At 36.2% G+C, this 24142-nt stretch carries 21 protein-coding genes and 1 other RNA gene; 10 read left to right on the top strand and 12 right to left on the bottom strand.

Annotated elements, in window-relative coordinates; translation table 11 throughout:
• Positions 1-128 precede the first annotated feature (128 nt).
• The 5 genes from LZQ00_RS04785 to holA form a co-directional block, all read right to left on the bottom strand.
• Positions 129-1712 carry a DHA2 family efflux MFS transporter permease subunit gene (locus LZQ00_RS04785; protein WP_234512384.1) on the bottom strand — a complete coding sequence of 528 codons (1584 nt, stop codon included), beginning with the start codon at positions 1710-1712 and terminating at the stop codon, positions 129-131.
• 4 nt (positions 1713-1716) lie between these two features.
• Positions 1717-2808 carry an HlyD family secretion protein gene (locus LZQ00_RS04780; protein ID WP_234512382.1) on the bottom strand — a complete coding sequence of 364 codons (1092 nt, stop codon included), beginning with the start codon at positions 2806-2808 and terminating at the stop codon, positions 1717-1719.
• A 12-nt stretch (positions 2809-2820) separates the two neighbouring features.
• Entirely contained in the window at positions 2821-4128 is a 1308-nt protein-coding gene (locus LZQ00_RS04775) for a TolC family protein (protein WP_234512381.1), read from the bottom strand.
• Positions 4118-4735, bottom strand: a complete 618-nt coding sequence (locus LZQ00_RS04770) for a TetR/AcrR family transcriptional regulator (RefSeq protein WP_234512379.1) — start codon at positions 4733-4735, stop codon at positions 4118-4120. Before LZQ00_RS04770 ends, LZQ00_RS04775 begins: the two co-directional genes overlap by 11 nt.
• 232 nt (positions 4736-4967) lie before the next feature.
• Positions 4968-5969, bottom strand: coding sequence for a DNA polymerase III subunit delta (gene holA, locus LZQ00_RS04765; protein WP_234512377.1), 1002 nt, complete (start codon positions 5967-5969; stop codon positions 4968-4970).
• Positions 5970-6613: 644 nt separating this feature from the next.
• On the opposite strand from holA, the gene LZQ00_RS04760 reads away from it, so the two are divergent.
• The 5 genes from LZQ00_RS04760 to LZQ00_RS04740 all read left to right on the top strand — a co-directional run bounded on the left by LZQ00_RS04760 (position 6614) and on the right by LZQ00_RS04740 (position 11455).
• Entirely contained in the window at positions 6614-7072 is a 459-nt protein-coding gene (locus LZQ00_RS04760; RefSeq protein WP_234512376.1) for a type I restriction enzyme HsdR N-terminal domain-containing protein, read from the top strand.
• Positions 7073-7169: 97 nt separating this feature from the next.
• The gene (gene clpP, locus LZQ00_RS04755; protein WP_234512374.1) at positions 7170-7871 is read left to right on the top strand and encodes an ATP-dependent Clp endopeptidase proteolytic subunit ClpP; all 702 of its coding nucleotides are present in this window, start codon (positions 7170-7172) and stop codon (positions 7869-7871) included.
• Positions 7872-7873: 2 nt separating this feature from the next.
• Positions 7874-9124, top strand: a complete 1251-nt coding sequence (clpX, locus tag LZQ00_RS04750) for an ATP-dependent Clp protease ATP-binding subunit ClpX (RefSeq protein WP_234512372.1) — start codon at positions 7874-7876, stop codon at positions 9122-9124.
• Positions 9125-9223: 99 nt separating this feature from the next.
• Positions 9224-10042 carry an AMP nucleosidase gene (locus tag LZQ00_RS04745; protein ID WP_234512370.1) on the top strand — a complete coding sequence of 273 codons (819 nt, stop codon included), beginning with the start codon at positions 9224-9226 and terminating at the stop codon, positions 10040-10042.
• A 48-nt stretch (positions 10043-10090) separates the two neighbouring features.
• Positions 10091-11455: a pyridoxal-phosphate dependent enzyme gene (locus tag LZQ00_RS04740; RefSeq protein ID WP_234512368.1), complete on the top strand. Its 1365-nt coding sequence runs from the start codon at positions 10091-10093 to the stop codon at positions 11453-11455.
• 71 nt (positions 11456-11526) lie between these two features.
• Here LZQ00_RS04740 and LZQ00_RS04735 read toward each other — a convergent pair whose 3' ends face one another.
• From LZQ00_RS04735 to LZQ00_RS04715, 5 genes are all read right to left on the bottom strand, one after another.
• Positions 11527-11970: a KTSC domain-containing protein gene (locus tag LZQ00_RS04735; protein ID WP_234512366.1), complete on the bottom strand. Its 444-nt coding sequence runs from the start codon at positions 11968-11970 to the stop codon at positions 11527-11529.
• 228 nt (positions 11971-12198) lie between these two features.
• Positions 12199-13437 carry an amidohydrolase gene (locus LZQ00_RS04730; RefSeq protein ID WP_234512364.1) on the bottom strand — a complete coding sequence of 413 codons (1239 nt, stop codon included), beginning with the start codon at positions 13435-13437 and terminating at the stop codon, positions 12199-12201.
• 78 nt (positions 13438-13515) lie between these two features.
• Entirely contained in the window at positions 13516-14367 is an 852-nt protein-coding gene (locus LZQ00_RS04725; protein WP_234512363.1) for a helix-turn-helix domain-containing protein, read from the bottom strand.
• Between the two features lie 114 nt (positions 14368-14481).
• Entirely contained in the window at positions 14482-15849 is a 1368-nt protein-coding gene (locus tag LZQ00_RS04720) for an amidohydrolase (RefSeq protein ID WP_234512362.1), read from the bottom strand.
• Between the two features lie 55 nt (positions 15850-15904).
• Positions 15905-16444 carry a DUF1543 domain-containing protein gene (locus tag LZQ00_RS04715; protein WP_234512360.1) on the bottom strand — a complete coding sequence of 180 codons (540 nt, stop codon included), beginning with the start codon at positions 16442-16444 and terminating at the stop codon, positions 15905-15907.
• Between the two features lie 68 nt (positions 16445-16512).
• On the opposite strand from LZQ00_RS04715, the gene LZQ00_RS04710 reads away from it, so the two are divergent.
• Positions 16513-17403, top strand: a complete 891-nt coding sequence (locus tag LZQ00_RS04710) for a serine hydrolase (protein ID WP_234512358.1) — start codon at positions 16513-16515, stop codon at positions 17401-17403.
• Between the two features lie 113 nt (positions 17404-17516).
• Positions 17517-19547, top strand: a complete 2031-nt coding sequence (locus tag LZQ00_RS04705) for a M3 family metallopeptidase (protein WP_234512356.1) — start codon at positions 17517-17519, stop codon at positions 19545-19547.
• A gap of 166 nt (positions 19548-19713) precedes the next feature.
• On the opposite strand, the gene LZQ00_RS04700 is transcribed toward LZQ00_RS04705, so the two are convergent.
• Positions 19714-20328: a hypothetical protein gene (locus LZQ00_RS04700; protein WP_234512355.1), complete on the bottom strand. Its 615-nt coding sequence runs from the start codon at positions 20326-20328 to the stop codon at positions 19714-19716.
• 354 nt (positions 20329-20682) lie between these two features.
• Entirely contained in the window at positions 20683-21561 is an 879-nt protein-coding gene (locus LZQ00_RS04695) for a hypothetical protein (RefSeq protein WP_234512353.1), read from the bottom strand.
• Between the two features lie 163 nt (positions 21562-21724).
• Between LZQ00_RS04695 and ssrA the strand changes: the two genes are divergently transcribed.
• The 3 genes from ssrA (at position 21725) to LZQ00_RS04680 (ending at position 23763) form a co-directional block, all read left to right on the top strand.
• Positions 21725-22092, top strand: a transfer-messenger RNA (tmRNA) gene (gene ssrA / locus LZQ00_RS04690).
• A gap of 267 nt (positions 22093-22359) precedes the next feature.
• Positions 22360-22953 (top strand): hypothetical protein, encoded by a 594-nt coding sequence (locus tag LZQ00_RS04685; protein ID WP_234512351.1) that lies wholly within the window; start codon positions 22360-22362, stop codon positions 22951-22953.
• Positions 22954-23109: 156 nt separating this feature from the next.
• Entirely contained in the window at positions 23110-23763 is a 654-nt protein-coding gene (locus tag LZQ00_RS04680; RefSeq protein ID WP_234512349.1) for a DKNYY domain-containing protein, read from the top strand.
• Positions 23764-24142: the final 379 nt, after the last annotated feature.

The raw sequence follows: 24142 nt of genomic DNA, 5'->3' as shown, positions 1-24142 counted from the left end.
TTGCATTTTTTAATACACGATCACTTTCATTTATTTATGAGCAATTAAATTTTAAAAAAACGTTCTACATAAAAAAACAGCAGTAAAACTGGTTTACTGCTGTTCTTGAAAATGAGTTCATCAATCTTTTAATGCAAACTAGAGGTATCTACTTTATTCTTACCCTGTTTGATCATCAATACAAAAGGTACACAAGCGATAAACAGTAATCCAATGAATAAAAACACATCCATATACGATAACACAGTTGCTTGTTTCATGACTGAACCTTCCAATATCTGGTAAGCCTTCGCTAAAGCTTCATTTGGTGTAAATCCTTTTGCTACAAAACCAGCTTGCAGCTGATTGATTCTTTGTTGGACTTCAAAACGAGTTGGATCTAAGTTAGCTAACAAATTTACACGGTGAGCTTGCGTAAAACGAGAAATAAAAGTGGTAATCAATGCGATACCAAATGATCCCCCTAATTGACGCATCATACCTGTAAAAGCGGCACCTTCACCAATACTTTTACCCGACAAGGTCGATAGTGATAACGTCATGACTGGCACAAACAATAACCCCAATCCAACCCCTCTAAATATCAAGGGCCAAAACATATGTTCTGCACCTGTATCATTGGTCAAGCGGCTATACATCACAAATGAAAAACCGAAGAAAACACACAAGCCTAAAGCCACCATATATTTTTGAGGAACACCATTTTGGATCATTTTACCAATAAAAGGCATCATCACCCCTGTCATCAATGAACTAGGAATCAGCAATAGACCCGCATCTGTAGCCGTCCATCCGAGGATCGATTGTGTATAGATAGGGATGACAAACGTAGAACCGAATAGTCCAAATCCTAAGATGAAACTCATGACAACACCTACCTGCAAATTTTTATCTTTCAGTACCCGAAGATTTACAATAGGCCGGTCATACACCATCTCTCGCCAAATGAAAAGCAATAATCCTAAAACGGAAGTAACGGATAAAATAACGATCGCTCTATCTGCGAACCAATCATCCTGTTGTCCATGTTCCAGCACATACTGAAGCGAACCAATGAACATAATCAGAAAAATCATTCCCCACCAATCCACATCTTTAGCAGCCTGTTTTTCTCCATATTTTGGACTTTTAACAAACGAAAGTGTCAGTAGCACTGCAATAATACCTAAAGGTACATTGATATAAAAAATATAAGGCCATGAGAAATGATCCACAATATAACCACCCAAAGGAGGTCCTAATGTCGGCCCTACAATAACCCCCATCCCATAGATGGCTTGTGCCATACTTCTTTTCGCTGGAGGGTAACTTTCCGTAATGATGGTTTGAGCGGTAACCAATAACGCTCCCCCTCCCATTCCTTGCAAAAATCTAAAAAATACAAGTTCCCATATATTGGTCGAATTACCACATAAAAAGGAAGCTACCGTAAAAATAACAATAGAAGCAGCAAAGTAATTTCTTCGACCAAATTGTTGCGATAGCCAACTTGTCATTGGGATAACGATTACATTGGCGATCGCATATGCTGTGATCACCCAAGCAATATCCGTCAATGTCGCCCCTAATGTTCCTTTCATATCGTTGAGGGCAACATTGACAATGGTGGTATCGACAATCTCCAATAAAGCACAGAGAACCGCAATAATGGTAATGATTACACGTCGATACCCGTACTCAATGAGACTATCTTGATCAAGCGTAGCTGTCATAATTTTATTTTAAATGAACGTCAATATCTGCATTCATACCAGGACGCAATAAAGCAATTTGATCCGTTTTGTTCGCTTTCGTTAATAGTATCTTTACAGGTAAACGTTGTACTGTTTTTACGAAGTTACCTGTCGCATTATCTGGCGGTAATAAAGAAAATTTAGAACCTGTTGCTGGAGAGAAAGAATTCACCTCCCCTTCAAATTCGATATCCGGATAAGCGTCTACCGTCACCGCTACTTTTTGTCCTATTCTAATTTCATTCATTTGGGTTTCTTTGAAATTCGCTACTACCCACGTTTCGTGATTATCGACAATATAGAATAAAGCAGCACCAGGGTTGACCATCTGTCCAGGTCTAATTTTCACATTCGAAACTTGACCATCTGCAGAAGCAATAACAGCTGTATAAGAAAGATTCAATTTTGCAGCATCAACAGCAGCTTTAGCACGCTCAATATTTGCTTGTGCCACAGCAGTTTGTTTGGTTGCAACAGTTGTTTTACTTAAGACAGCAGAACGTTGTGAGTTTGAAGCATTTCGTTGTTGTTGTAAAATCTCCACTTGTTTCTCCGCTTCTAATTTCGTTGTTAACGCTTGCTCATATTGTTGTTTTGTAATCGAATGATTGTTATACAAATTAGCATAACGATCATAATCATTTCGAGCTTGTTCTGCACGGATTTTTGCGGCATCGATACTACCACTATTCGAACGGACAGTTGCATCAGAAATAGCCACATTCGCTGAGGTTGCATTTACATCTGCTTTCGACACTTCAAATGAACCCTCAGCACTTAACAATGCCGCTTCAGCCTCTTTTACTTTAATCAAATAATCTTGCGTATCAATGGTAAATAACGTATCACCTTTCTTTACGATATCATTATCTTTTACATAGACCTGAGCAATATACCCCCCTACTTTAGGGATAATCGGGTTCATATTTTTATCGATCTGCGCATCATCTGTCGTTTCATGCGTTTGTCCGTGTATGTATTTATAACCACCATACCCTACTATAACTAAGACAAAAGCAATCAGAATGAAGGCAAATTTCTTATTTGATGGTTTCTTTTCTTCTTGATTTTCCATTGATATTTATAATTATTTTGTTGTTAGTTGACCATTTGCTAAAAGCAAATCATAATATTTCTCTATTGTATTAGCCTTAGAAATTGCTAAATTGATTTTTGATTGCAACTGTTGTACATCTGCTTCCAATAAATCATCGGTATCCGCTACGCCATTATCATATTTATCTTTTACGATCCGATAATTCTCATTCGCCTGATTCACCGCTTCCGTATATAACTGATTTTGAGAAACCGTTAGATGATAGTTTTCATTTGCCTGTTGTACTTGAACTTTGATTTTATCGTTCATCATTACGACATTCTCATCCACCTGACTCACTTGGTTACGAGCGATATTGACATTTTTCTTATTTTTATAAAGTGATCCTATATCATAAGATACCCCTACACCAACATTAATCGCATTTTTCACAGTTACCAAATTGTGTACGTCCAATGCTGCATAACCACCTGTTAATGCGATCTTTGGTAAAGCATTTGATTTCTCAATATTCACCTTGTTCAATGCAATATCGTGTTGTGCCTGCAATGCTTTCAATTCATTTCTATTGGCTAAGGCTGCATTCGCATCCGAAAAATCGATCGCCGTTGGTGCTTCATCTAAATCAATAGATGAGATAACAGTCGCTTCATCCAATTTCAAAAAATTAACCAATTGATAATTCAAAACGGTTGAATTCTTTTGTGCTTCTTGTAGTGCAACCTTATAATTAGACAACTGTAATTCTGCTTTTAAAAGGTCATTTCGTGGAATAATACCATTCGCTTCCATGGCTTTAAAATCGACAACACGTTGTTCTGACCTTTTAATGTTTTCTTCCATCAAAAGTGCTGTTTGCTGCGCTTTATATAAATTGATGTATAAATTGATACCGCGTTCTGCCAATTGATCTTTCAAGGCTAAAGCAGAGAATTCTTCCACTTTAATCGCATTACTAGCAGCAGCAATACTATTTTTGATTTTCCCTCCAGTATATACTGGCATACTGATAGACGCTTGTCCAAGTAACAATTGATTTGCTTTAATCGCCATCGGATCTTCTGATGAAGAGGACAATGGTATTTGCAAATTCACATCTGGTGAGGTCATGGCCAAATACTGACCACTCACTTTAGCATCTGGAAGCAAGCTGTTTCTCGATGCTTCGTATTCTAATTTTCTACCTGTAATTTTTGTATCTGAAGCTTTGGCTTCTAAACTTTGTGTCTGAGCAAGTCGGATAACCTCTTGTAAATTAAGAGGCTTATTTTGCTGTGCAAATGCCGAACCTTGTAGCAAGAAAAGTAAGAGCCCCAACTTTCCTATTTTAGTATTCATATGTTAATAAAGCTTTAATCGTTCTTTGTAAATGTGTTATTAATGTAGACTCCATATATTGCGTATATACGTCGTCCGAAGTAATTTTTAATTCAGATTTTAGAAACGTTTTATTCATCTGAAAATTCATAAAAGTTCCCATCATCGTCGCATGAATCAATACCGGATCATTTCCTTCCCGAAATTCACCTCCTGCAATTCCTTTTTGAATAATTTCAGAAATGACGCGCAGATTATGTTCCTTTAAGCTTTTGTAGGAATCAGACAACAATAAACGCTTCTTCACTCCCGCTTCGATCGCAATAATCTGATAAATAGCCAGGCTGGAATTCATGCATGTGATATAAGAATTTACCATTTCATCCAGCATCTCCATAACGGATATCGGTAACTTCAGAATACGATCATCCATTTTAAATTTTTCAATGCGATAAGCAAACAAATCATCCAGCAATTTATCCTTAGATCCAAAATAATAATTGATCATGGCTACATTAACCTGAGCTTGATTCGCAATATCTCGTACAGAGGTTCCATCAAAGCCGTTCTGTGAAAAAAGCTCTTCGGCGACATGTAATATTTCCAATTGTTTCTCGTTAAACTCCATTGTTTGACGTGCATGTTAAAATCGAATGCAAATTTAAACAAGCGTTTAATTTAAACAAGCGTTTAACTCAAAAATTACAATAAAATAACATTGAATTACAATGAGCTACAAATCAAACAATTAGACTAAACAACATCTACGGTTTCATAAAAAAACCTTGTCCAAATGCATGGAAAAGGTTTTTTTATAATTAATAACCGACTTGCTAATACTTAATTAAAGAAGGGTGGCGTCAATTTAAAATACTAAATATTAATTCTGTCAGAATATCCTTTGTATTGGTGTTACTTCCGACATGCATTCCCTTAGATTTCAGATCGGCATCTTTTAAAGCTTCAATAATAGCAAAGGTTTTCCTTCTATTGTAATTCCGAGCGGCAAGTTCATATTCTTTGAGAAAGAAAGGATGAACCCCGAGTTCTTTAGCTGCTGTACTTTTATCAATGATATAATGGTATTTTAAAATTTTTGTAAAATAACCAGCCATATTTCCAAGCACTAAAACCAACGGATTACTTTTCGGGTTTGCGGCAAAATAATCAACAATTTGGTACGCCTTGAATGCGTTGCGCCTAGCTAAAGCCGTATTCAGTTCAAAAACATTGAAATCTTTGGAGATACCAATATTTTGTTCAATATCTGTTACGGAGATTTCTCTTTCTTTAGGCACATTCAGCATCAATTTATTCAGCTCGTTGACGATCTTCGACAACTCTGTTCCTAAATATTCTGCCATCAATGCCGCAGCCTGTGGATGCATATTCCAGCCCTGCTCCTTGATGTAAGAACCTATCCAGGCAGCCACTTTATCATCGTATAGTTTATTTGATTCAACAACTAGCCCTTTTTTCTCAATCGCCTTATATAGTTTTTTTCGTTTATCAAATTTACTATACTTATAATCCAGCACTAAAACAGTTGTTGGTGTTAGCTGTTCCATATATTTGAGCAGCAAATCATCGTCCTTCCATTTCAAATCCTGTGCTTCTTTGATGATGATCAATTGGTAATCACTCATCATCGGATACCGCTTAGCGGCATTGACAATGGTAGAAAAGTCGGTATCTTTTCCATACAAAATTGTTTGGTCAAACCCTTTTTGAGCATCATTCAGTACCGAATTTTCTAAGGCATCACTGATGACATCTATAAAATAGCTCTCCTCCCCATGTAGTAAGTAGATGGGTACGTATTTTCTCTTTTTTATGTCTGCTAGAATGGGACTGATATTCATGATGCCACTAAATTACAACTAAATTGATGAACGATAAAATTTGTATAAGCGAATACGGAAATAACAGCCACATGGGAGAACAATTTTTCTTCCTGTCTAGCAACCATACGCTATCCATCCAGTGCCTAAGCAGGGATACTACAGGGTATAAGCATAGATAAAGCGTTATTCAAGAGCGCATGATATTTGGAACTGGTAAGAGCGTACTAAGTGCGTTGATAGTGCATTATAGGTATACTTTTAATACTGTATGTACGCTTAGTCTACGCTTATACCCTGCTTAGTCCCTACTTAGGCACTGCTTTAGCCCTACCTATGAACAGAATAGTGTCTTATACTGAAATAGCCATACATCATTTGATTGATTATCCTAGGTTAGCTATACACCTTGTGTATAGAATCATATAATATATACAGTAAGAACAGCTAAAGAGTACAGGAAAACTTTCTTTAGCTCAAATGATCTCCCATCCGTTATCTATCCCTCAACGATACATAAAATATCCTATTTACAGCTTTTTATTGTTAACTATTTAAAATTTAAATAGTTATACACAAGTATTTATTATAGGATACAATTTTTAATGACATTAATTATGGCATCTTAGGTTATTGAGTCTCCCAAAAATTAGTATCTTTGTCCTATGTTTAGCCCAATTCCGTTAAATTTACCGCCATTCCCAGCGAAATTGACAAAAGAAAATGAAACCATTTTTATCTTTGACGATTTACGTAAGAAAAAGCTTGTATTGACACCTGAAGAATGGGTTCGACAACATTGGGTGCATTATCTTCATCTGAATAAGAAATATCCAAAATCGCTGATGAAAATAGAAGGTGGTCTTCGGTTAAATGATCTTCAAAAAAGAAGTGACCTCCTGATTTACAATAATCAAGGACAAAAAATAGTCTTAGCAGAATTTAAAGCGCCACATATAAAAATTACACAAGCTACATTTGAACAGATCGCCAACTACAATTCTATTCATAAAATTCCGTTATTACTTGTAAGTAATGGTTTGGAACATTATTATTGTCAGATCGATTTTGAAAATAAATCCTTCGCATTTATAAAAGAATTACCAAACTATGACCAACTGTAGTATAATTGTAAATCTGGTGTAAAACAAATGGTCTGTAGTATTTATTATTTAAAATATAGTTTTATATTAGTCCTATAAATTTGAATCATTAAAGAATATGAATATAGATAAAAACGAGTTCAGAAAATATGCAATTAAGCATCATAGAATTGGAAGTCAACATGTTGATGGTTTTATAGCGCGTGCTCAAGTGAATACGCCAACAAACTTGACACCTTATATCGTTGAAGAGCGTCAATTAAATGTTGCTCAGATGGATGTGTTTTCACGTTTAATGATGGATCGTATTATTTTCTTAGGTGATGGTATTAACGATCAGGTAGCAAATATCATTCAGGCACAATTGTTGTTTTTACAATCAACAGATGCTCAGCGTGATATCCAGATTTACATCAACTCACCAGGTGGTAGTGTATATGCTGGTTTAGGTATTTATGATACCATGCAATATATTTCACCTGATGTTGCGACGATCTGTACAGGTATCGCAGCTTCTATGGGTGCTGTTTTATTGGTTGCTGGTGCAAAAGGTAAGCGCGCAGCATTAAGACACTCACGTGTGATGATTCACCAACCTTCAGGTGGTGCTCAAGGAGTGGCTTCAGACATGGAGATTAATCTGCGTGAAATGATGAAATTGAAAGAAGAGCTTTACACCATTATTGCTGACCACTCAGGTCAGACGTATGAATGGGTTGAAAAATCTTCTGATCGTGATTATTGGATGAAAGCTTCTGAAGCAAAAGACTTTGGAATGATTGATGAGATTTTACTTCCTAAAAAGGAGATTATTAAATAATAATGGCTAAAAATAATACAAGTGGTGTCCATTGCTCTTTCTGCGGAACGAGTAAAAATGATGCCCAAATGCTTATCGCTGGAGATGGTGCTCACATCTGTGATCGCTGTATCAATCAAGCTGGCGAAATTCTAGCAGAGGAATTAAAACAACGCAAAAGTAAAACATTACAAACGGCGTTAAAATTAATTCGTCCTTTAGAAATAAAAGAGCATTTAGATCAATATGTTATCGGACAAGATGATGCAAAAAAAGTCATCTCTGTTGCGGTATACAATCACTACAAACGTCTGAATCAAAAAGTTGATCATGACGAAATCGAGATTGAGAAATCAAACTTAATTGTTGTGGGTGAAACAGGCACAGGTAAAACTTTACTGGCGAAAACTGTTGCAAAGATTTTAAATGTACCCTTTAGTATCGTCGATGCTACAGTATTAACAGAGGCTGGATATGTTGGAGAAGATGTGGAGAGTATCTTAACACGTTTACTACAAGCTGCAGACTATGATGTTGCTGCTGCTGAACGTGGTATTATCTACATTGATGAAATTGATAAAATAGCGCGTAAAAGTGATAACCCATCCATTACAAGAGACGTATCTGGTGAAGGCGTGCAACAAGCGTTACTGAAAATCTTAGAAGGAACAGTTGTCAATGTACCACCTCAAGGTGGGCGTAAACATCCTGATCAAAAAATGATTGCTGTCAATACCAGCAACATTTTATTTATCTGTGGTGGTGCGTTTGACGGTATTCAAAAGAAAATCGCCAATCGTTTACGTACCCAAACAGTAGGTTACCGCATGAATGAGGATGAAGCAGAAATTGATTTAAAAAATCTATACAAGTATATCACCCCTCAGGATCTGAAAAGTTTTGGATTAATTCCAGAGTTGATTGGACGATTACCTGTATTAACGTATTTGAATCCGTTGGACAAAGGTACCCTATTGAGTATTTTGACCATACCAAAAAATGCGTTAATCAAACAGTATCGCAAATTATTCGAATACGAAGGCATTGACTTAAAATTTGATGCAGAAGTTTACAGTTTTATTGTAGACAAAGCAGATGAATTTAAACTTGGCGCTCGTGGTTTGAGAAGTATATGTGAGGCAATTATGCTTGACGCAATGTTTGAGATTCCAACAACAAAGGAAAAGACACATCAAAAGGAATTGCATATCACGTTAGATTATGCGATGAAAAAATTTGAAAAGTCAGACATCAAAAAATTGCAAGTCGCTTAATAAAAAATCCCTCGCTTACCGCGAGGGATTTTTTTTAAACAGCTGTTATTCAGCAAGCAGGTTGCACTCGCAACCTGTTAATTATTAAATGGAAGAATTATGACAAAAAAGAAAAAAATCGTTGATACCCCGATCACTCCAGGTTTAAAATCAAAAGAAGAAATCGTACACAACTGGTTACCTCGTTATACAGGAAGACCATTAGAAGAATTTGGAGAATACATCTTATTAACCAACTTCTCAAAATACATCACGATGTTTTCCGAGATGCATGACAATGCACCAATCTATGGAGAAGATAAACCGATGCAAAGTGTTACCGCAGGAGGCATTACCATTATCAATTTTGGTATGGGAAGTCCCATGGCGGCAACCGTTATGGATTTATTATCAGCCATTACCCCAAAAGCAGTATTATTCTTAGGCAAGACTGGTGGATTGAAAAAGAAGATTGGTGTCGGTGAATTAATATTACCGATTGCAGCTATTCGTGGAGAAGGTACATCCAATGATTACTTCCCTGCAGAAGTACCATCCCTCCCTTCCTTTGCCTTACAAAAAGCCATTTCAACAACCATCCGTGACCATTCCCGAGATTACTGGACAGGAACCGTCTACACAACCAACAGACGCGTGTGGGAGCATGATAAAGATTTTAAAAAATACTTAAAATCCATCCGTGCCATGGCTGTGGATATGGAAACCGCAACTATCTTTAGTGTAGGATTTGCAAACAAGATTCCGACAGGAGCTTTATTATTAGTTTCGGATCAACCGATGATTCCTGAAGGTGTAAAAACAGCCAATAGCGATGTTTCTGTAACCGCGAAATATGTAGATGCACACATCAGCATTGGTATTGATGCTCTTAAACAACTTAAAAATAACGGGTTGACAGTGAAACATTTGAAATTCTAAAAATCAGCTATTTTTTGGCTATTTTTACAGAAACAAACAGTAGATTTTATGTGGTATACGAATATTTTAGAAACAATAGGAAACACCCCTCTTGTTAAACTAAACAGAATAACCAAAGACCTAAAAGGAACCATACTCGCGAAGATAGAGACCACGAACCCTGGTAACTCTATCAAAGATAGAATGGCACTGAAAATGATTGAAGAGGCAGAGAAAGCGGGTTTGTTGAAACCAGGAGGAACGATTATTGAAGGAACATCTGGCAATACGGGTATGGGATTAGCCATCGCTGCTGTCGTCAAAGGTTATAAATGTATTTTTACCACAACAGATAAACAATCAAAAGAAAAAGTCGATGCCTTACGCGCTTTTGGTGCAGAAGTAATCGTTTGTCCGACAAACGTAGATCCAGAGGATCCACGCTCCTATTATTCGGTTTCCAGTCGTTTGGAACGAGAAGTTCCGAATAGTTGGAAAGCAAACCAGTACGATAACCCAGCAAATTCCCTGGCACATTATGAACAGACAGGACCTGAGATCTGGGAACAGACAGCAGGAAAAATAACCCATCTGGTCGTTGGTGTAGGTACTGGAGGTACTATCTCGGGTACAGCCCGTTATTTAAGAGAGCAAAACCCGAACATTAAAGTTTGGGGTATCGATACCTATGGATCTGTTTTCAAAAAATATAAGGAAACAGGTATTTTCGATAAAAATGAAATCTATCCCTATATAACAGAAGGTATCGGAGAAGATTTTCTTCCTGAAAATGTTGATTTTAGTTTAATCGATCTGTTTGAAAAAGTGACCGATAAAGATGCTGCTTTAATGACCCGTGAACTGGCTCGTAAAGAAGGCATATTTGCAGGAAACTCTTCAGGTTCGGCTTTAGCTGGACTTATTCAATTAAAAGATCGTTTAAAAGAAGATGATGTTGTCGTTGTTATTTTCCATGACCATGGTTCCCGTTATATGGGTAAAATGTATAACGAAGACTGGTTGAGAGAAAGAGGTTTCTTAGAAGATGAGAAACTAAATGCAAAAAGTATCTTAAAACGAAGAGGTGAGCAAGCGATTGTAACGGCAGATGTGGAACAAAGTGTATTTGAAGCGTTCAATTTTATGAAAACGCTTAATATTTCACAGATCCCTGTCACGCAACAAGGTATGGTCGTGGGTAAAATAACAGAATCTGATATTTTAAATGCGCTATTGGATAATCCTTCCCTCCGATCTTCATCGGTTCAGGAAGTGATGACAAAGCCTTTCCCTTTTGTTGACCTCAATACCTCCATTGATAAAATATCTGCTTTGATCAATAGAGAAACACAAGCTGTCTTAGTTGAAGATGACTTCGGTAAAATTAATATCATCACACAGTACGATATTATTAATGCCATATCAGAAGCTTAATGTAAAACTTAACGATATAAAAAAGCCTTATTGTAAAAAACAATAAGGCTTTTTTATGGATAGATTAACCCTTATACTTCCATTCCTTTGGTACTCTTACGGAAAGTGTAAGAATTAAAAATTTGTCTTCTACCAAATCTAGAACGAGAATCAGCGTTAATAAACTTCATGTACACATTTTTTGGAACACCAAAATACTCATATGTACTTTTATCCTGGAAGGTTACTTTTAACGTTTGACCTTTAAATTCAAAATCTTCAATAAAGAAATTGGCAATTGTATTGGTATACTCTTCGCTATTCGATTCGTGTGTTTCCGGAGATATGCTCACTAAAAAGTGATAGGCTTCAATAATTTCCGTACTTTTCAATTCTGCTTCCGCTTTCTTCTCATCATCTTGAAACTTATCCGGATGCCAAGCTTTGATCAAGTCACGATATATCTTTTTTAACGTTGCTAAATCTTCATTCTTTGTGATACCAAAAATCTTTTTGGATTCAGTTATTCTTTTCATAATGCGTATTTCTCCTTATTCCAACCAATCCATATTGATTTTAGGATTTGCAAAATTACGTCAATTATATTTTAGAAAGAACAAATGCATGTTAAATATTTTTTAATTTATCATCTGTCCATTCCGTAAATAAAATATTCGTGCATTTATCTGCTTCTATGGGCTAGAAAAGAACTTTTCCTTGAAATCAATTATTCTTCAACAAATGCGCTATCGTTCTATGAAAATTTAATTTTTTTCATATAAATTCCCATTATGTACCAAAGCAGTTACTTTCGACATCCTAGAAACAGCTTCTGCAGAACAACTTGCATCGACAAAAACAACATGTGCATCATCTGCTACGCGAGGCCATTGTTGTTCTCCTGCATCATTCAATGGCACGGTATCTTGTGTTGCAAACTGCAGTGTTCTCGATAATTGAAATTCTGTGACATAGCCATACAATTCTGCGATGAGATTTGCTTTCTGCAACATATTTCCCGTACCAAAGGTACTCCAGTAGTCCTGCACATTATCATTTCCGATCAATACCTTGACACCACGCTTTTTTAGTGCTGGAATAGGCATTGCCTTTCCTTTGAAAGGAACAGCAGAAGCTATACTCACTTTTGCGAAAGCCAATTTTTCGGCAATATCTTCCATTTCTTTTTCGTGTAGATAAGCCAGTGCAAATGCATGGCTAATACATGTTTTCCCTTGTAATTGTGGATTTTCAAGAACCTTGTCAACGAGATACTGAATGGTTTCCATACCTGTTGTTCCTATTTCGTGGAGATGAATATCAATTCCTTTGTTGTGATCCAACGCGAGCTGAACGGTAAAATCGATGGTTTTTTCGATATGGCCATCAACGCTAAAGGGATCTAAGCCACCTATAAAATTCACTTGATCAAATTTTGCAATCTCTTGCATCAACGGAATCGTGTCGGTATAAAATAAACCATGCTGTGGAAAAGCCACCAATTCTGCCTGGAAAGCGTCTTTCTTATTTTCAAGGGCTTTTATCAGATTCTCAAAAGACTTCAATCCAGAACTGGGATCTATATTAAAATGCGTTCTGGCAGATGTTGTTCCGTACCCTTGTACTAATTCGATCAGTTGTTCTGCACGCGAAGTGGAAGTCTTCAGAAGTTTGGGTATGATTTCTTGCTCATAGGCAATCATATCTGTAACCGTTCTGCGCTTGGTCGACAATGCTTTCCAAGGTAAGCCATACAACGTTTTGTCGAGATGAATATGCATATCCTTAAAGGCAGGTAACATGAGCTTTCCCTTCATATCGATAGCCTTTTCCTTTGGATTGTTGGCTTTAATCGCTTTTATTTTTCCATGCGCTATTTCAATACAAAATAAGGCTGTCTGCGTGGCAATAACTTCTTCATTTTTATATTCAAAGCCTGTTTCTAAACGAACATTCTTTAGGGTATACTGCTCTCGGGCGAGTAATTGATCAGATGATGTCATATGGCAATTGTTAATGCAACAAATTTAAAAATCAGTGCATGAACAGATTTGTACAGATTATTCGAACTGTTGTTAAAATTATCCTTGATCCCTAAATTGCGAAGGTGTCATCCCAGTGTGGGCTTTAAAAAACTTAGAGAAGCTGGCATTATCATAGAACCCCAAATCGTAAACAATATTTTTTATACTCATTTCTGAAATCTTGAGTAAGCGTTTCGATTCCAATAAAATACGATCATGAATCAACGTGGAAGCAGCTGTATTCATTCCTTTTTTACAGACAATATTCAGATAGTTTGCCGAGATGTGTAGCTTTTCAGCATAAAAAGAAACCGAGCGATTGGATTTAAAATGAAGATCTATTAGTTGTACAAATTTTGAAATAATCGGATTTTCATGATATTTTTCAAAATCTGTCCATGTATCCTCAAAATATTGACGTAACAGTAAGCCAATTAATCTACAGCGCGTTTGCATCAGTTCCCAAAAAACATGCTGTTCTTTCAATTCCTCTTGGATCGCTTGAAATTCATAAAATAAAGCATTAAATAATACTCCCGAAACTTCAAAAACAGGGTGTTGCTGGTAATATAAAGCAGAGAAACGAAGGTCTGGAAAAAAACTTTCATACCATTCCCGACCAAACATCAATTGATAGCCGACTGTATGTTCTTGAAGTTTCCATTGATGTACCTGCCCAGGAAAAAGAATATGCACCTGATGGGTTGATATGCTGTATTTTTTAAAATCAATGGTATGTGTGCCTTCCCCTCCATCAAATAACATAATAATGAGGAAATCATGCTTATGGGGTTCAGCAAAATAACTCCCTCCAAGTAGTTTGTTAAATAACAAACCGCTAGTCCCAGATGGCTCTTTAATAAACTCCTGAATATTTATAACGGGAAAGTAATCACGTGCGTCATACATTTCTCCTAAAATTTAATAATTAAATTTACGAAAAAAGAAGGGAACTTTTCACAGTTAATTATTTTTTTAAAAAACAAAAAAATCAGATCATAAGGGGAAGACACGATCGAAAAATTAAAAAACCAACTCACCTGCATGGATTAAAGATTCAACACTAGAAATTCTTGAAACTGCTTCGGCGGAACAACTTGCTTGAACAAATACAAGATCCGCTTGATCTCCAATGTTTGGCCATTGTTGTTTTCCTTTATCATCCAAAGGAAGGATACCCCCTGTTGCCAGTTTTAAACTTCTCGAAAGTAAAAGTTCAGACGTGTAACCATACAATTGTGCCATTAAATTAGCCTTTTGTAACACACTCCCTGTTCCAAATGTATTCCAAGGATCCACAATGCTATCGTTACCCGTTAGTACTGTTACGTTATGTTTATACAACATAGGGATGGGCATAATTAAGCCTCCAAATGGAATGGTGGAGACAACTCCAATCTGTGCAGCTCCTAGCCTTTCCGCGACCTCCTCCTGTTTAGTCTGATCCAATTTCCCCAATACAAAACAATGGCTTAAATAAGTTTTACCTTTCAAAATCGGATTTTCATTCACCTTTTCAATTAGATATTCTACGGTTTTTAGGCCCGACTCTCCAGACTCGTGCAAGTGAATATCAATCCCCTTTGCATGATCTAATGCCAGTTGAACAGTAAAATCCATTGTTTTTTCGATCTGTCCATCAATAGTATAAGGATCGAGCCCTCCAATAAAATCAATATCCATTTGAGCAGCCTCTTTCAAATAAGGAGCACTGTCTGTGTAGTAAACGCCATGCTGTGGAAAGGCAACTAATTCCGCGCTGAAGCTTTTATGTTTATTTTCAAGTGCTTGCTGCAGATTTTTTAAGGAATCCAATTTAGAAGTCGGTTCAATATTAACATGACTACGGGCAAATCCAGTACCTTTTGACTGTAATAATTCAATCAGTTTCTCCGCCTTAAAGATAGAGTTCTTCAGTAAATCCGGTAGTATTTGTTGTTCTAAAGCGATCATTCCCTTCACTCCTCCTTTTCCTCTACGAACAGCCTGCCATTTATCGCCATAAAAAGTTTTATCCAAATGGATGTGCATATCTTTAAAAGAAGGCAATAGCAATAAACCTTTCTTGTCTATAGCATCTGCATTCGGTTGATTAGCTGTGATCTTACTGATTTTCCCATTTTCAATTTCCATATAGAACAAGTCTGTCTTTGTTGCGATGACTTCCGACTCATCATATACAAAACCTGTTTCCAAACGCACATTCTTAAACTTCAGCTGATGGCTTACAACATCCGTTGATTTGGCATATGATGGGCCTGCCGTTACTGTGCCTATCGGTAAAGATAGGCCAGCAACCGTGATAACAGTGTTCTTAATAAATTCTTTACGGGACAAATTACTCAAATTATTCACGTCTCTTCTTTTGCTGTCAAAGGTATAGCTAAACATAACAAAAAAAGGGTATATTTTATAACAACACTTGTGCGATTTATTCCAATTTTTGTTATAAAATTTCTAATGGATAATAGCCATTTGTGATCGGATCCGCTAACGATGCATCTCCAACTCGCTTTTCGATCTGAATATAAAATTGCTTGTTGAACTCTTCCGGTAAAAGTTCTTCGATTTCATAAATATCGTCTACATCGATACCATACTTATCGTCAATATGCGGCGACAAATGATTTTTAAAGAAAACGGTTTCTTTCGCCAATAGCTTCGCTTCCTCCAATTCCCGTGCAACCACCAACTCCTTATAATGATACTCTTCCAAGTCATTGGGTTTATAACCACCCAGATTGACAAAATACAACTTGAGTTGCTGGTTATCTACTTTTTCTTTGGAAACAGCAATTTGATAATCCCCTACTTGCGTAACCGGTCGAAAGGCATCCACATGGATTTTCCCAGCAGCCTCTTTCCAGTAGTTTTGAATGGAAGGAACTAAGCCCTTCAAGTTTTCCGCGATTCCAAAATAAATATCATGTTGTTCGATATGCCTACCTAAGGGCTTACAACCCAACATCAACATAAAAAGATTCATAGTCTTCTCCTTTTAATTTTCGTTAAATGTTAAATATGTTTACTTTTATAAGATACAATTTATATCTAATGAGAACAAAATTTTTATTTCTATTGTTAGGGATTCTCCTATTTTCCAGTCCGATATACGCGCAAAAAGTTGATAAAAAATTAGAGAACAAATTAAAAACCCTGATTCAGAACTTTCATGGCGATATAGGCATTTATGTCAAAAATCTAAAAACACAAAAAGAAGTCCTTATTCACGCTGACTCTGTTTTTCCTACGGCAAGTATCATCAAAGTACCCATTCTTGCTGCTGTTTTTGATAAAATAGAAAAAGGAGCCTTACAATTGGATCAAAAATTTATCTACCGATCCTCGCAACAATATGGAGGTTCGGGGCTGATGCAATTTTTTAAAGACAGCACGGAAACAGACTTAGCCACGATGATCGGATTAATGATCAGCTATAGTGACAATGTGACGTCTATTTGGAATCAGCAACTCGCTGGAGGAGGCGTCGTGATTAACGAACTGATGGATCAACTGGGATTAGTCAATACGAAAGTTAATTCCCGTACAGAAGGTCGCAAAGAGATTTGGGAAAAGTATGGTTGGGGACAAACGACACCGAAAGAAATGGCGACTTTAGTAGCATTGATTTATAAAGGCAAGGTCGTGAGTCCGAAAGCATCCGAGAAAATGTACCGCTATTTGGGCAATATGTTTTACAATGAACGCTCCCTTTCGCAAATACCAGCTACAATTAAAACAGCATCCAAAACAGGTTCTGTTGATGATGCTCGCGGAGAAGTGGTCCTTGTCAATGCGCCAAGCGCTGATTATGTTTTCTGTGTATTGACCAATCATATTCAAGATCAAAGTTGGACAAAAACCAATGAAGCGGAAGAACTCACCCGAAAAATATCTCATTTATTATGGAACTACTTTGAACCTAAACATCAATATAATCCTTAATCCACGATTCTTTCATCCCACTATTATTTATCATCCGATCTATTGAATATCATTTTGCTGTCGTAATTTTCATTTTTCTATAGTGATTCAGATTATTCTATTAAATTTACTTCATGAGTATTTTAACACAACATTTTGAGACGGTTCACAATACCGCACCATTTTCTAAGATAAAAAACGAAGATTATATCCCTGCATTTGACGAAGCTATCGCCCGTACACGAGCAGAAATTGATGCCATTGCCACGAATACCGAAGCCGCGACTTTCGAGAATACCATTGCTGCGCTTTCTTTTTCGGGCATGACATTGGATCGTCTTTCGACGATCTTTTTCAATTTACATTCTGCGGAAACGAACGATGAATTGGAAAAAATAGCACAAGATGTTGCACCAAAACTTTCCGCATTGGGGAATGATATTACCCTCAACTTTGATCTTTTCACACGGGTAAAGGATGTATATGATCAAAAAGATCAATTGGATCTTACGGTAGAGCAAACTACTTTATTAACAAAAAACTACAAAGATTTTGTTCGTAATGGCGCCTTATTAGCAGACGATAAGAAAGAGCAACTGCGTGCGATTGATGCAGAACTTTCACTCTTGAAGTTGAAATATGGCGAACATGTATTAGCCGATACCAACGCATACGAACTTCATCTAACCAACGAAGCAGACCTGTCTGGTTTACCTGATGGGGTCATCGAAGCAGCGGCAGGATTAGCAGCATCTCAAGATAAAACAGGTTGGATCTTCACCTTAGATTATCCAAGTTATATCCCATTTGTCACTTATGCAGATAATCGTGAATTACGTAAAACAATCACCATTGCAGCAGGCAAAAAAGGATATCAAGATAATGAAAATAACAATGAAGCCATTGTATTAAAAATTACGAAACTCCGTTTCGAGCGCGCACAACTTTTAGGTTATGAAACGCATGCACATTTTGTGTTGGAAGAGCGTATGGCTCAGAATCCAACTCAAGTAAGTGAGTTTTTAACTGACCTGTTGATCAAAGCAAAACCTGCTGCACAAGATGAGTTTCAGGAATTGACTGCATTTGCGCAAGAAACAGATGGTATTACGACATTAGAAAAATGGGATGGTGCTTATTATTCGGAGAAACTGAAACAAAAGAAATTTCAACTGGATGACGAACAACTGAAACCTTATTTCAAATTAGAACATGTATTAAACGGCGCCTTTGAAGTCGCAGGTCGATTATTTGGTCTTCATTTCAAAGAGGTACAAGATATCGACAAGTACCATCCCGATGTACAAACATTTGAAGTGACCGATGAAGCAGGGAAACTTGTTGCCGTATTTTATGCTGATTTTTTCCCTAGAAAAGGTAAACGCAATGGCGCCTGGATGACCTCATTCAAATCACAATACCAAAAAGATGGACAAGATGAACGCCCGCATGTTTCGATCGTGTGCAACTTCACTCCTGCTACCGCGACCAAACCATCGCTTTTGACCTTCAATGAAGTGACTACCTTATTTCATGAATTTGGTCACGCCTTACACGGTATGCTTGCGGATACGGTTTATCCTACCCTTTCTGGAACTTCGGTCTTTTGGGATTTTGTTGAATTACCAAGTCAGGTCATGGAGAACTGGTGCTACGAACAAGAAGCATTGGCTTTATTCGCCAAACATTATGAAACTGGCGAATCGATACCGATGGAATTGGTGGAGAAAATACGTGAAAGTGCTTCCTTCCTGGAAGGAATGGCTACTCTACGTCAGGTAAGTTTTGGTTTATTGGATATGGGCTGGCATGGTCAAGATCCGACAGGCATCCAAAAGTTAAAACAATTTGAAAATGAACAATTTGCATCGACGCAACTCTATCCAGATATTGCGGAAAATGCGATGAGTCCATCTTTCTCTCATATTTTCAATGGTGGCTATTCATCGGGTTACTACAGCTATAAATGGGCAGAAGTGCTGGATGCAGATGCTTTTGATTATTTTAAACAAAATGGAATCTTCAATAAAGAGATAGCCACCAAATTTAAAGATACCGTACTCTCCAAAGGAGGTACAGAACATCCAATGACGCTATACAAAAGATTCAGAGGTCAAGAACCAAAACCAGAAGCGTTATTAAAACGAGCGGGTCTATTGAAATAAGTCTCTTCTATAAAAAAAACCTACTTTACGATGGTAAAGCAGGTTTTTTTTACGTCTTTATTTTTAAACTCTTCTATTGTTCGTTGGTATCTTTTTTAACAGGAGGAACAGGTTGCTATTTTTTCTTTACAAATTTCTCTTCCTGTTTACAACAGAATATTATAGACTATTTTAAGAGATTCTTAAAGGATATTTTAGATTTATATAACTTTATATCTAAAAATTCTCCGTCATTTTTTATTTCCACAATTTTAGTTTCTCTGCTCGCAGCATCGAAATTGTAACTAAATCTTTCATAATAAGGAGCCGAAGCTATTGCGGTTCCATAACCATTATAAGTGGTCGTAGTTCCGGTTTGTTCCGAATAATGCCCAACCCCTATATAAGGAACAATACTTTCAATATAATATTTTCCGGGCTTCAATTTTTCAAATTTAAATCTCCCATAACTGTCTGTTTTGACTTCTATTCTATATTTGAAGGCTTCTTCTGAAAGATATACTTTGTTTGTTTTACTTTCTTTTTGTGTTCTTAGTTTTAAAAATTCTTCAAAATAAGGTGTTAAAGGATACAAGGTTACCAACGTTCCTTCAGGTGCATTTTGTTTTTTGCTGTCGGTATATTGCCTGGTGTAAGCAACTCCTTCAATTGTCGATGTTCCGATAGCAAGCATATCCTGAGCCTGTTGTTTGTCAAAAAAAACTTGAGGCATGTAGGTGTTGTTTTGAGCATAAGCAGACGCTCCTAGTAAGAGGAAAATGAAAAGAAACAGATTTTTCATATTTATTAATTTGTGATTTTAATAATACAATTTGAAATGATTATGTAATATAAATGAAAAAAAATTACCCACCAAATATTCTTATATTTTTCAGCGAAAAAAAATCGGATAAAAGCAAATAGATAATTGTTTTTTTCTTTCTAATTTGGAGAATTGGAGACTAGGGGTTAATCATGAAAATATTGCTGGTATCATTACCATTTCCAGAACTTTGGTATTCTGAAATCTTGTTGCATGGCCAAGTGATAGAAAACAGGTGTTACAAACAGGTTTATTGAAATAAGCTTCTTCCATAAAAAATCCTGCTTTACTGTTGTAGAGCAGGATTTTTTTATGTTCTTAATTTAAACCTTTCTATTGCTCGTTTGTATCCTTTTTAACAGAAGGAACAGCCTTAGCAGTTGTTGTTTTTACTGCAGCAGGTTTTGGAGCAACAGCCTTAGCGGCTGTCTGATCTGTACTTTTTTTCGCTGCAGTGGTTGGTTTAGTAGTTACAGGTTTCTTTACTGTTGTTGAAGCCGAAGCAGGTTTTGCTCCCGTAGTTTTAGTACCTGTACTTAGATTACTCTCTTTAGCAACGGGTGGTTTTGAAACTGTTTTTTGAACTGCTACCGGTTTCTTTACCGTCACAGGTTTTGGAACTGCAGGAATTGACTCTTGCGGTTTTGCAGGTTCAGTTTTTTGTGCTACAGCAGGTTTCTTCACGGCAGTGGATGGGCTAATCTTCGGTTTTATCGCGATAGGTTTCTTCGTTGGAGTAGGTTTCGTAGATGCCGTCTTTTTTTCAGCCAATTCTTTAGTTAGATTAGCAGCTACAGCAGTTACTGACTGGCTAACAGCAGCTGCAATTCCTGATACAGCCTTTTTTACGGGTTCTTTAACAGCCACAATTTTTTCAACGGTAAGCTTTGCTGTATCAGCGATCTTCTTTTCGGCTTTATCATCCGCTTTGTTTTCATTCTCAGTAGTAAAAAGCGGTAATTTGTCCATTAATTTAGAAACCTGTTTAGTCAGTTTCTTATTCAATTTTTTATACGCCTTTAGTAGTTTAGATTCCTTTTTTGAAGATTCTTTTTTAGCGGCTTTTTTAAATTTACGAGGAGTTTTTGATTTTTCAGCAGTTGATGTATATACATTGCTTACTTGATCATTAGATTTCTTCTTCAAGACTGGCGTTGCCGTCTTTTTTGCACCTCGTTTTTTAGAATCTTTTGATTTTTTTTCTTTAGCCATGTAGTTATAATTTTGATTCAGTGAGTATTTATACGCTATAACAATTCTGAGTAACAATTGTTTGCCTATTGACAACAAGAAAGGTACTAAATTAATTTCAATCCTATGACGCATACACGGCTATTATTAGAATAATATTTGTATTTTTGCATATTATATAATTGGGGTCGACCGGAATTGACAGGATGGAGACGGTTATGTAAGCATGCAGTGCGTTGTTAGTAGAGCACTTTAATCGGAACTTTCAGAACAACAACAGGCGAAGAAAACTACGCCTTAGCTGCTTAAGTTAGACTTAACATAGCTATTTGTCCCGTTAGATCCTGTTCTTTGGTTTAACATTCGGGGCATCGAACAATAGAACTGGCAGGTGTGATTTTGCTAATTACCTGTAAGACTCAGCAAATACGGCGTACGGTATAGGTCAGCAACTCACCTTCCCTCGCTCGACAATCTGAGAGTAGCTAAGCATGTAGAAAGCGTATACAGTACCATGACTGGACGAGAGTTCGAATCTCTCCGGCTCCACAAAGATAAAGGGTAAATCATTAATTAAAATGATTTACCCTTTTCTGTTTTAATTGGGTCACGAATTGGGTTACGATTATTTTATATAAAAAATTATGTCCAGAAGTCGAAAAGAAGATTAAATTTGAATTATTGGTTTGGAAAACTTTCATTTATTGGAGTGTTAAAAATAATGTACCTTATATAATTCAATTAACTTTAATAGTCTTAATCACAGACAACAGTTTATAAAAAGCCTCTCGCCAAGAATCTTATATTAGTATAAATTTTATGAAATATGACGTTGAAATATTTGATGTAAAAGGAAATATTCCAAAATTTCCCTATTTAAATTTATTTTATAAAAAAGATAAATGGAAAGATTTTTGGCACTTAATTAATTTCACTAGAAAAAATTATCCCCAATATTTTGTAATTCAAAATATTCATGAATTACGGAATAAAAATAAAGGACTGGGAGACAAAATTGATGAATTGATTATTTTATACGATCACAAAATGAGGAAAAATCATTTTGTATTATATGATTTTCATGAAAAATTAAATACAGAGGAATTTTATTCCATATTTTTAGATAGCCCTCTTTCATTTGGACTCAGAGGCGATCCTGAATTATGGGCAGAACTAACCGAATATTTTAAAGGAAAACCTTTTCCAAAGGATGAAGATGAGTTAGTTGAATTAATAGAGATTGCATTTATTGAATTAACTGGAAAATCAATTCATCAAAGTGAAGATTATTTTGTTGAAAAATATTATCACGGAAGTGGAATGTCTGGAGGTATGATTAGCCAAAAATTTTGGATTCATACTGCAATTCCAATTTTAATTGGACGGTATGAAAGGATAAAAAACTTCTGCTAATATTGTCCGACCAGACTGTTTCATAGATTTCATCTATTTCTAGTTACATATGTAGCTAATCATTGATCTATATATAATTTTAACATGAACGCAATTGATAAATTCATTATCTTCATGTAAGATGAAACAAAGCATAAGTAACCACTAGCTAAATTTATGAAACACAAACGCTATTTTTCATCGAAACTACTGTTTCGCTCCATAGGAATTGTTTTTATTCTTTTTATATGCTGTTGGGAAATGGGTTTTTCACAACAGCGTTCTCATCAAAAAAAGCCTGCAGTAAAATGGCGACCGATTAAAGGAGGACTCTACTTGAATAACAAACGAGAGGTTGGTTATAAAACATCAGTCGGAGTTGGTCAAGAAGCTAAAGATGGGAACATAGATATTTATATCACTAAATTAGACGATGGTGAAAGTACGCGTTTAAATAAAATAATCGATACATCAACTTTTAAGAACATTAACAATGCTTTTTATAAAGACAAAAATCATGTGTATCGCTATTATGGAATGGTATATGGAGGAACTTTCAATATCTATGAAGAAGGGGATCCGAAGAGCTTCAAATCACTGGGCAGATGCTATGCTCGAGATAAAAATCATGTTTATGAAAACCGTGCTGGAATTATTAAAGGTGCTGATTTAAAAACTTTCAAAAGTGTTAACAATTTGGATGAATGTGTAGCGAAAGATAAATTCGGGTACTTTCAATGGCATATGCGAATAACCAAAGAAGAACTGAAAAATCCGCAGATATTAACTAAAATTAAAGCTTTTGAACATGAGCTCAAACGAAAAAAATAATCAGCTATGTTGTAAGCAATTTAACAGATGAACAGATTTCAAGATAAAAATATAGGAATCTATCCTTTCGAAAATGAAATATTTGTCGAATGTCCTAAATGTGAAAAGAGAGCAGTTGTGTCAAAAGATAATCACAATTCTCGTTCTTCATCAAGAACATTAAGTTGTCCTAATTGCCCCATTTGGTTTAAGTGTTCCAACGGGTCACTTAAATCCTTTTTAACGACCAGGTCTCCAGACCAAAATACAGCACTTACATAAATGTTATAAGAACATACCCCTTCCTATCCATATCTACAAATCTATATGTTGTTGCCATCGTATAGATTTTAATTTCATCGGTTTAGATCTATTTCCAGACAAAACCTTAGTTTTATAT

The sequence above is a fragment of the Sphingobacterium sp. SRCM116780 genome (assembly GCF_021442025.1).
Lineage (GTDB): Bacteria > Bacteroidota > Bacteroidia > Sphingobacteriales > Sphingobacteriaceae > Sphingobacterium.
Note: the sequence above shows the minus strand (reverse complement) of the source record. Positions and strands in the feature narration are given on the sequence as shown.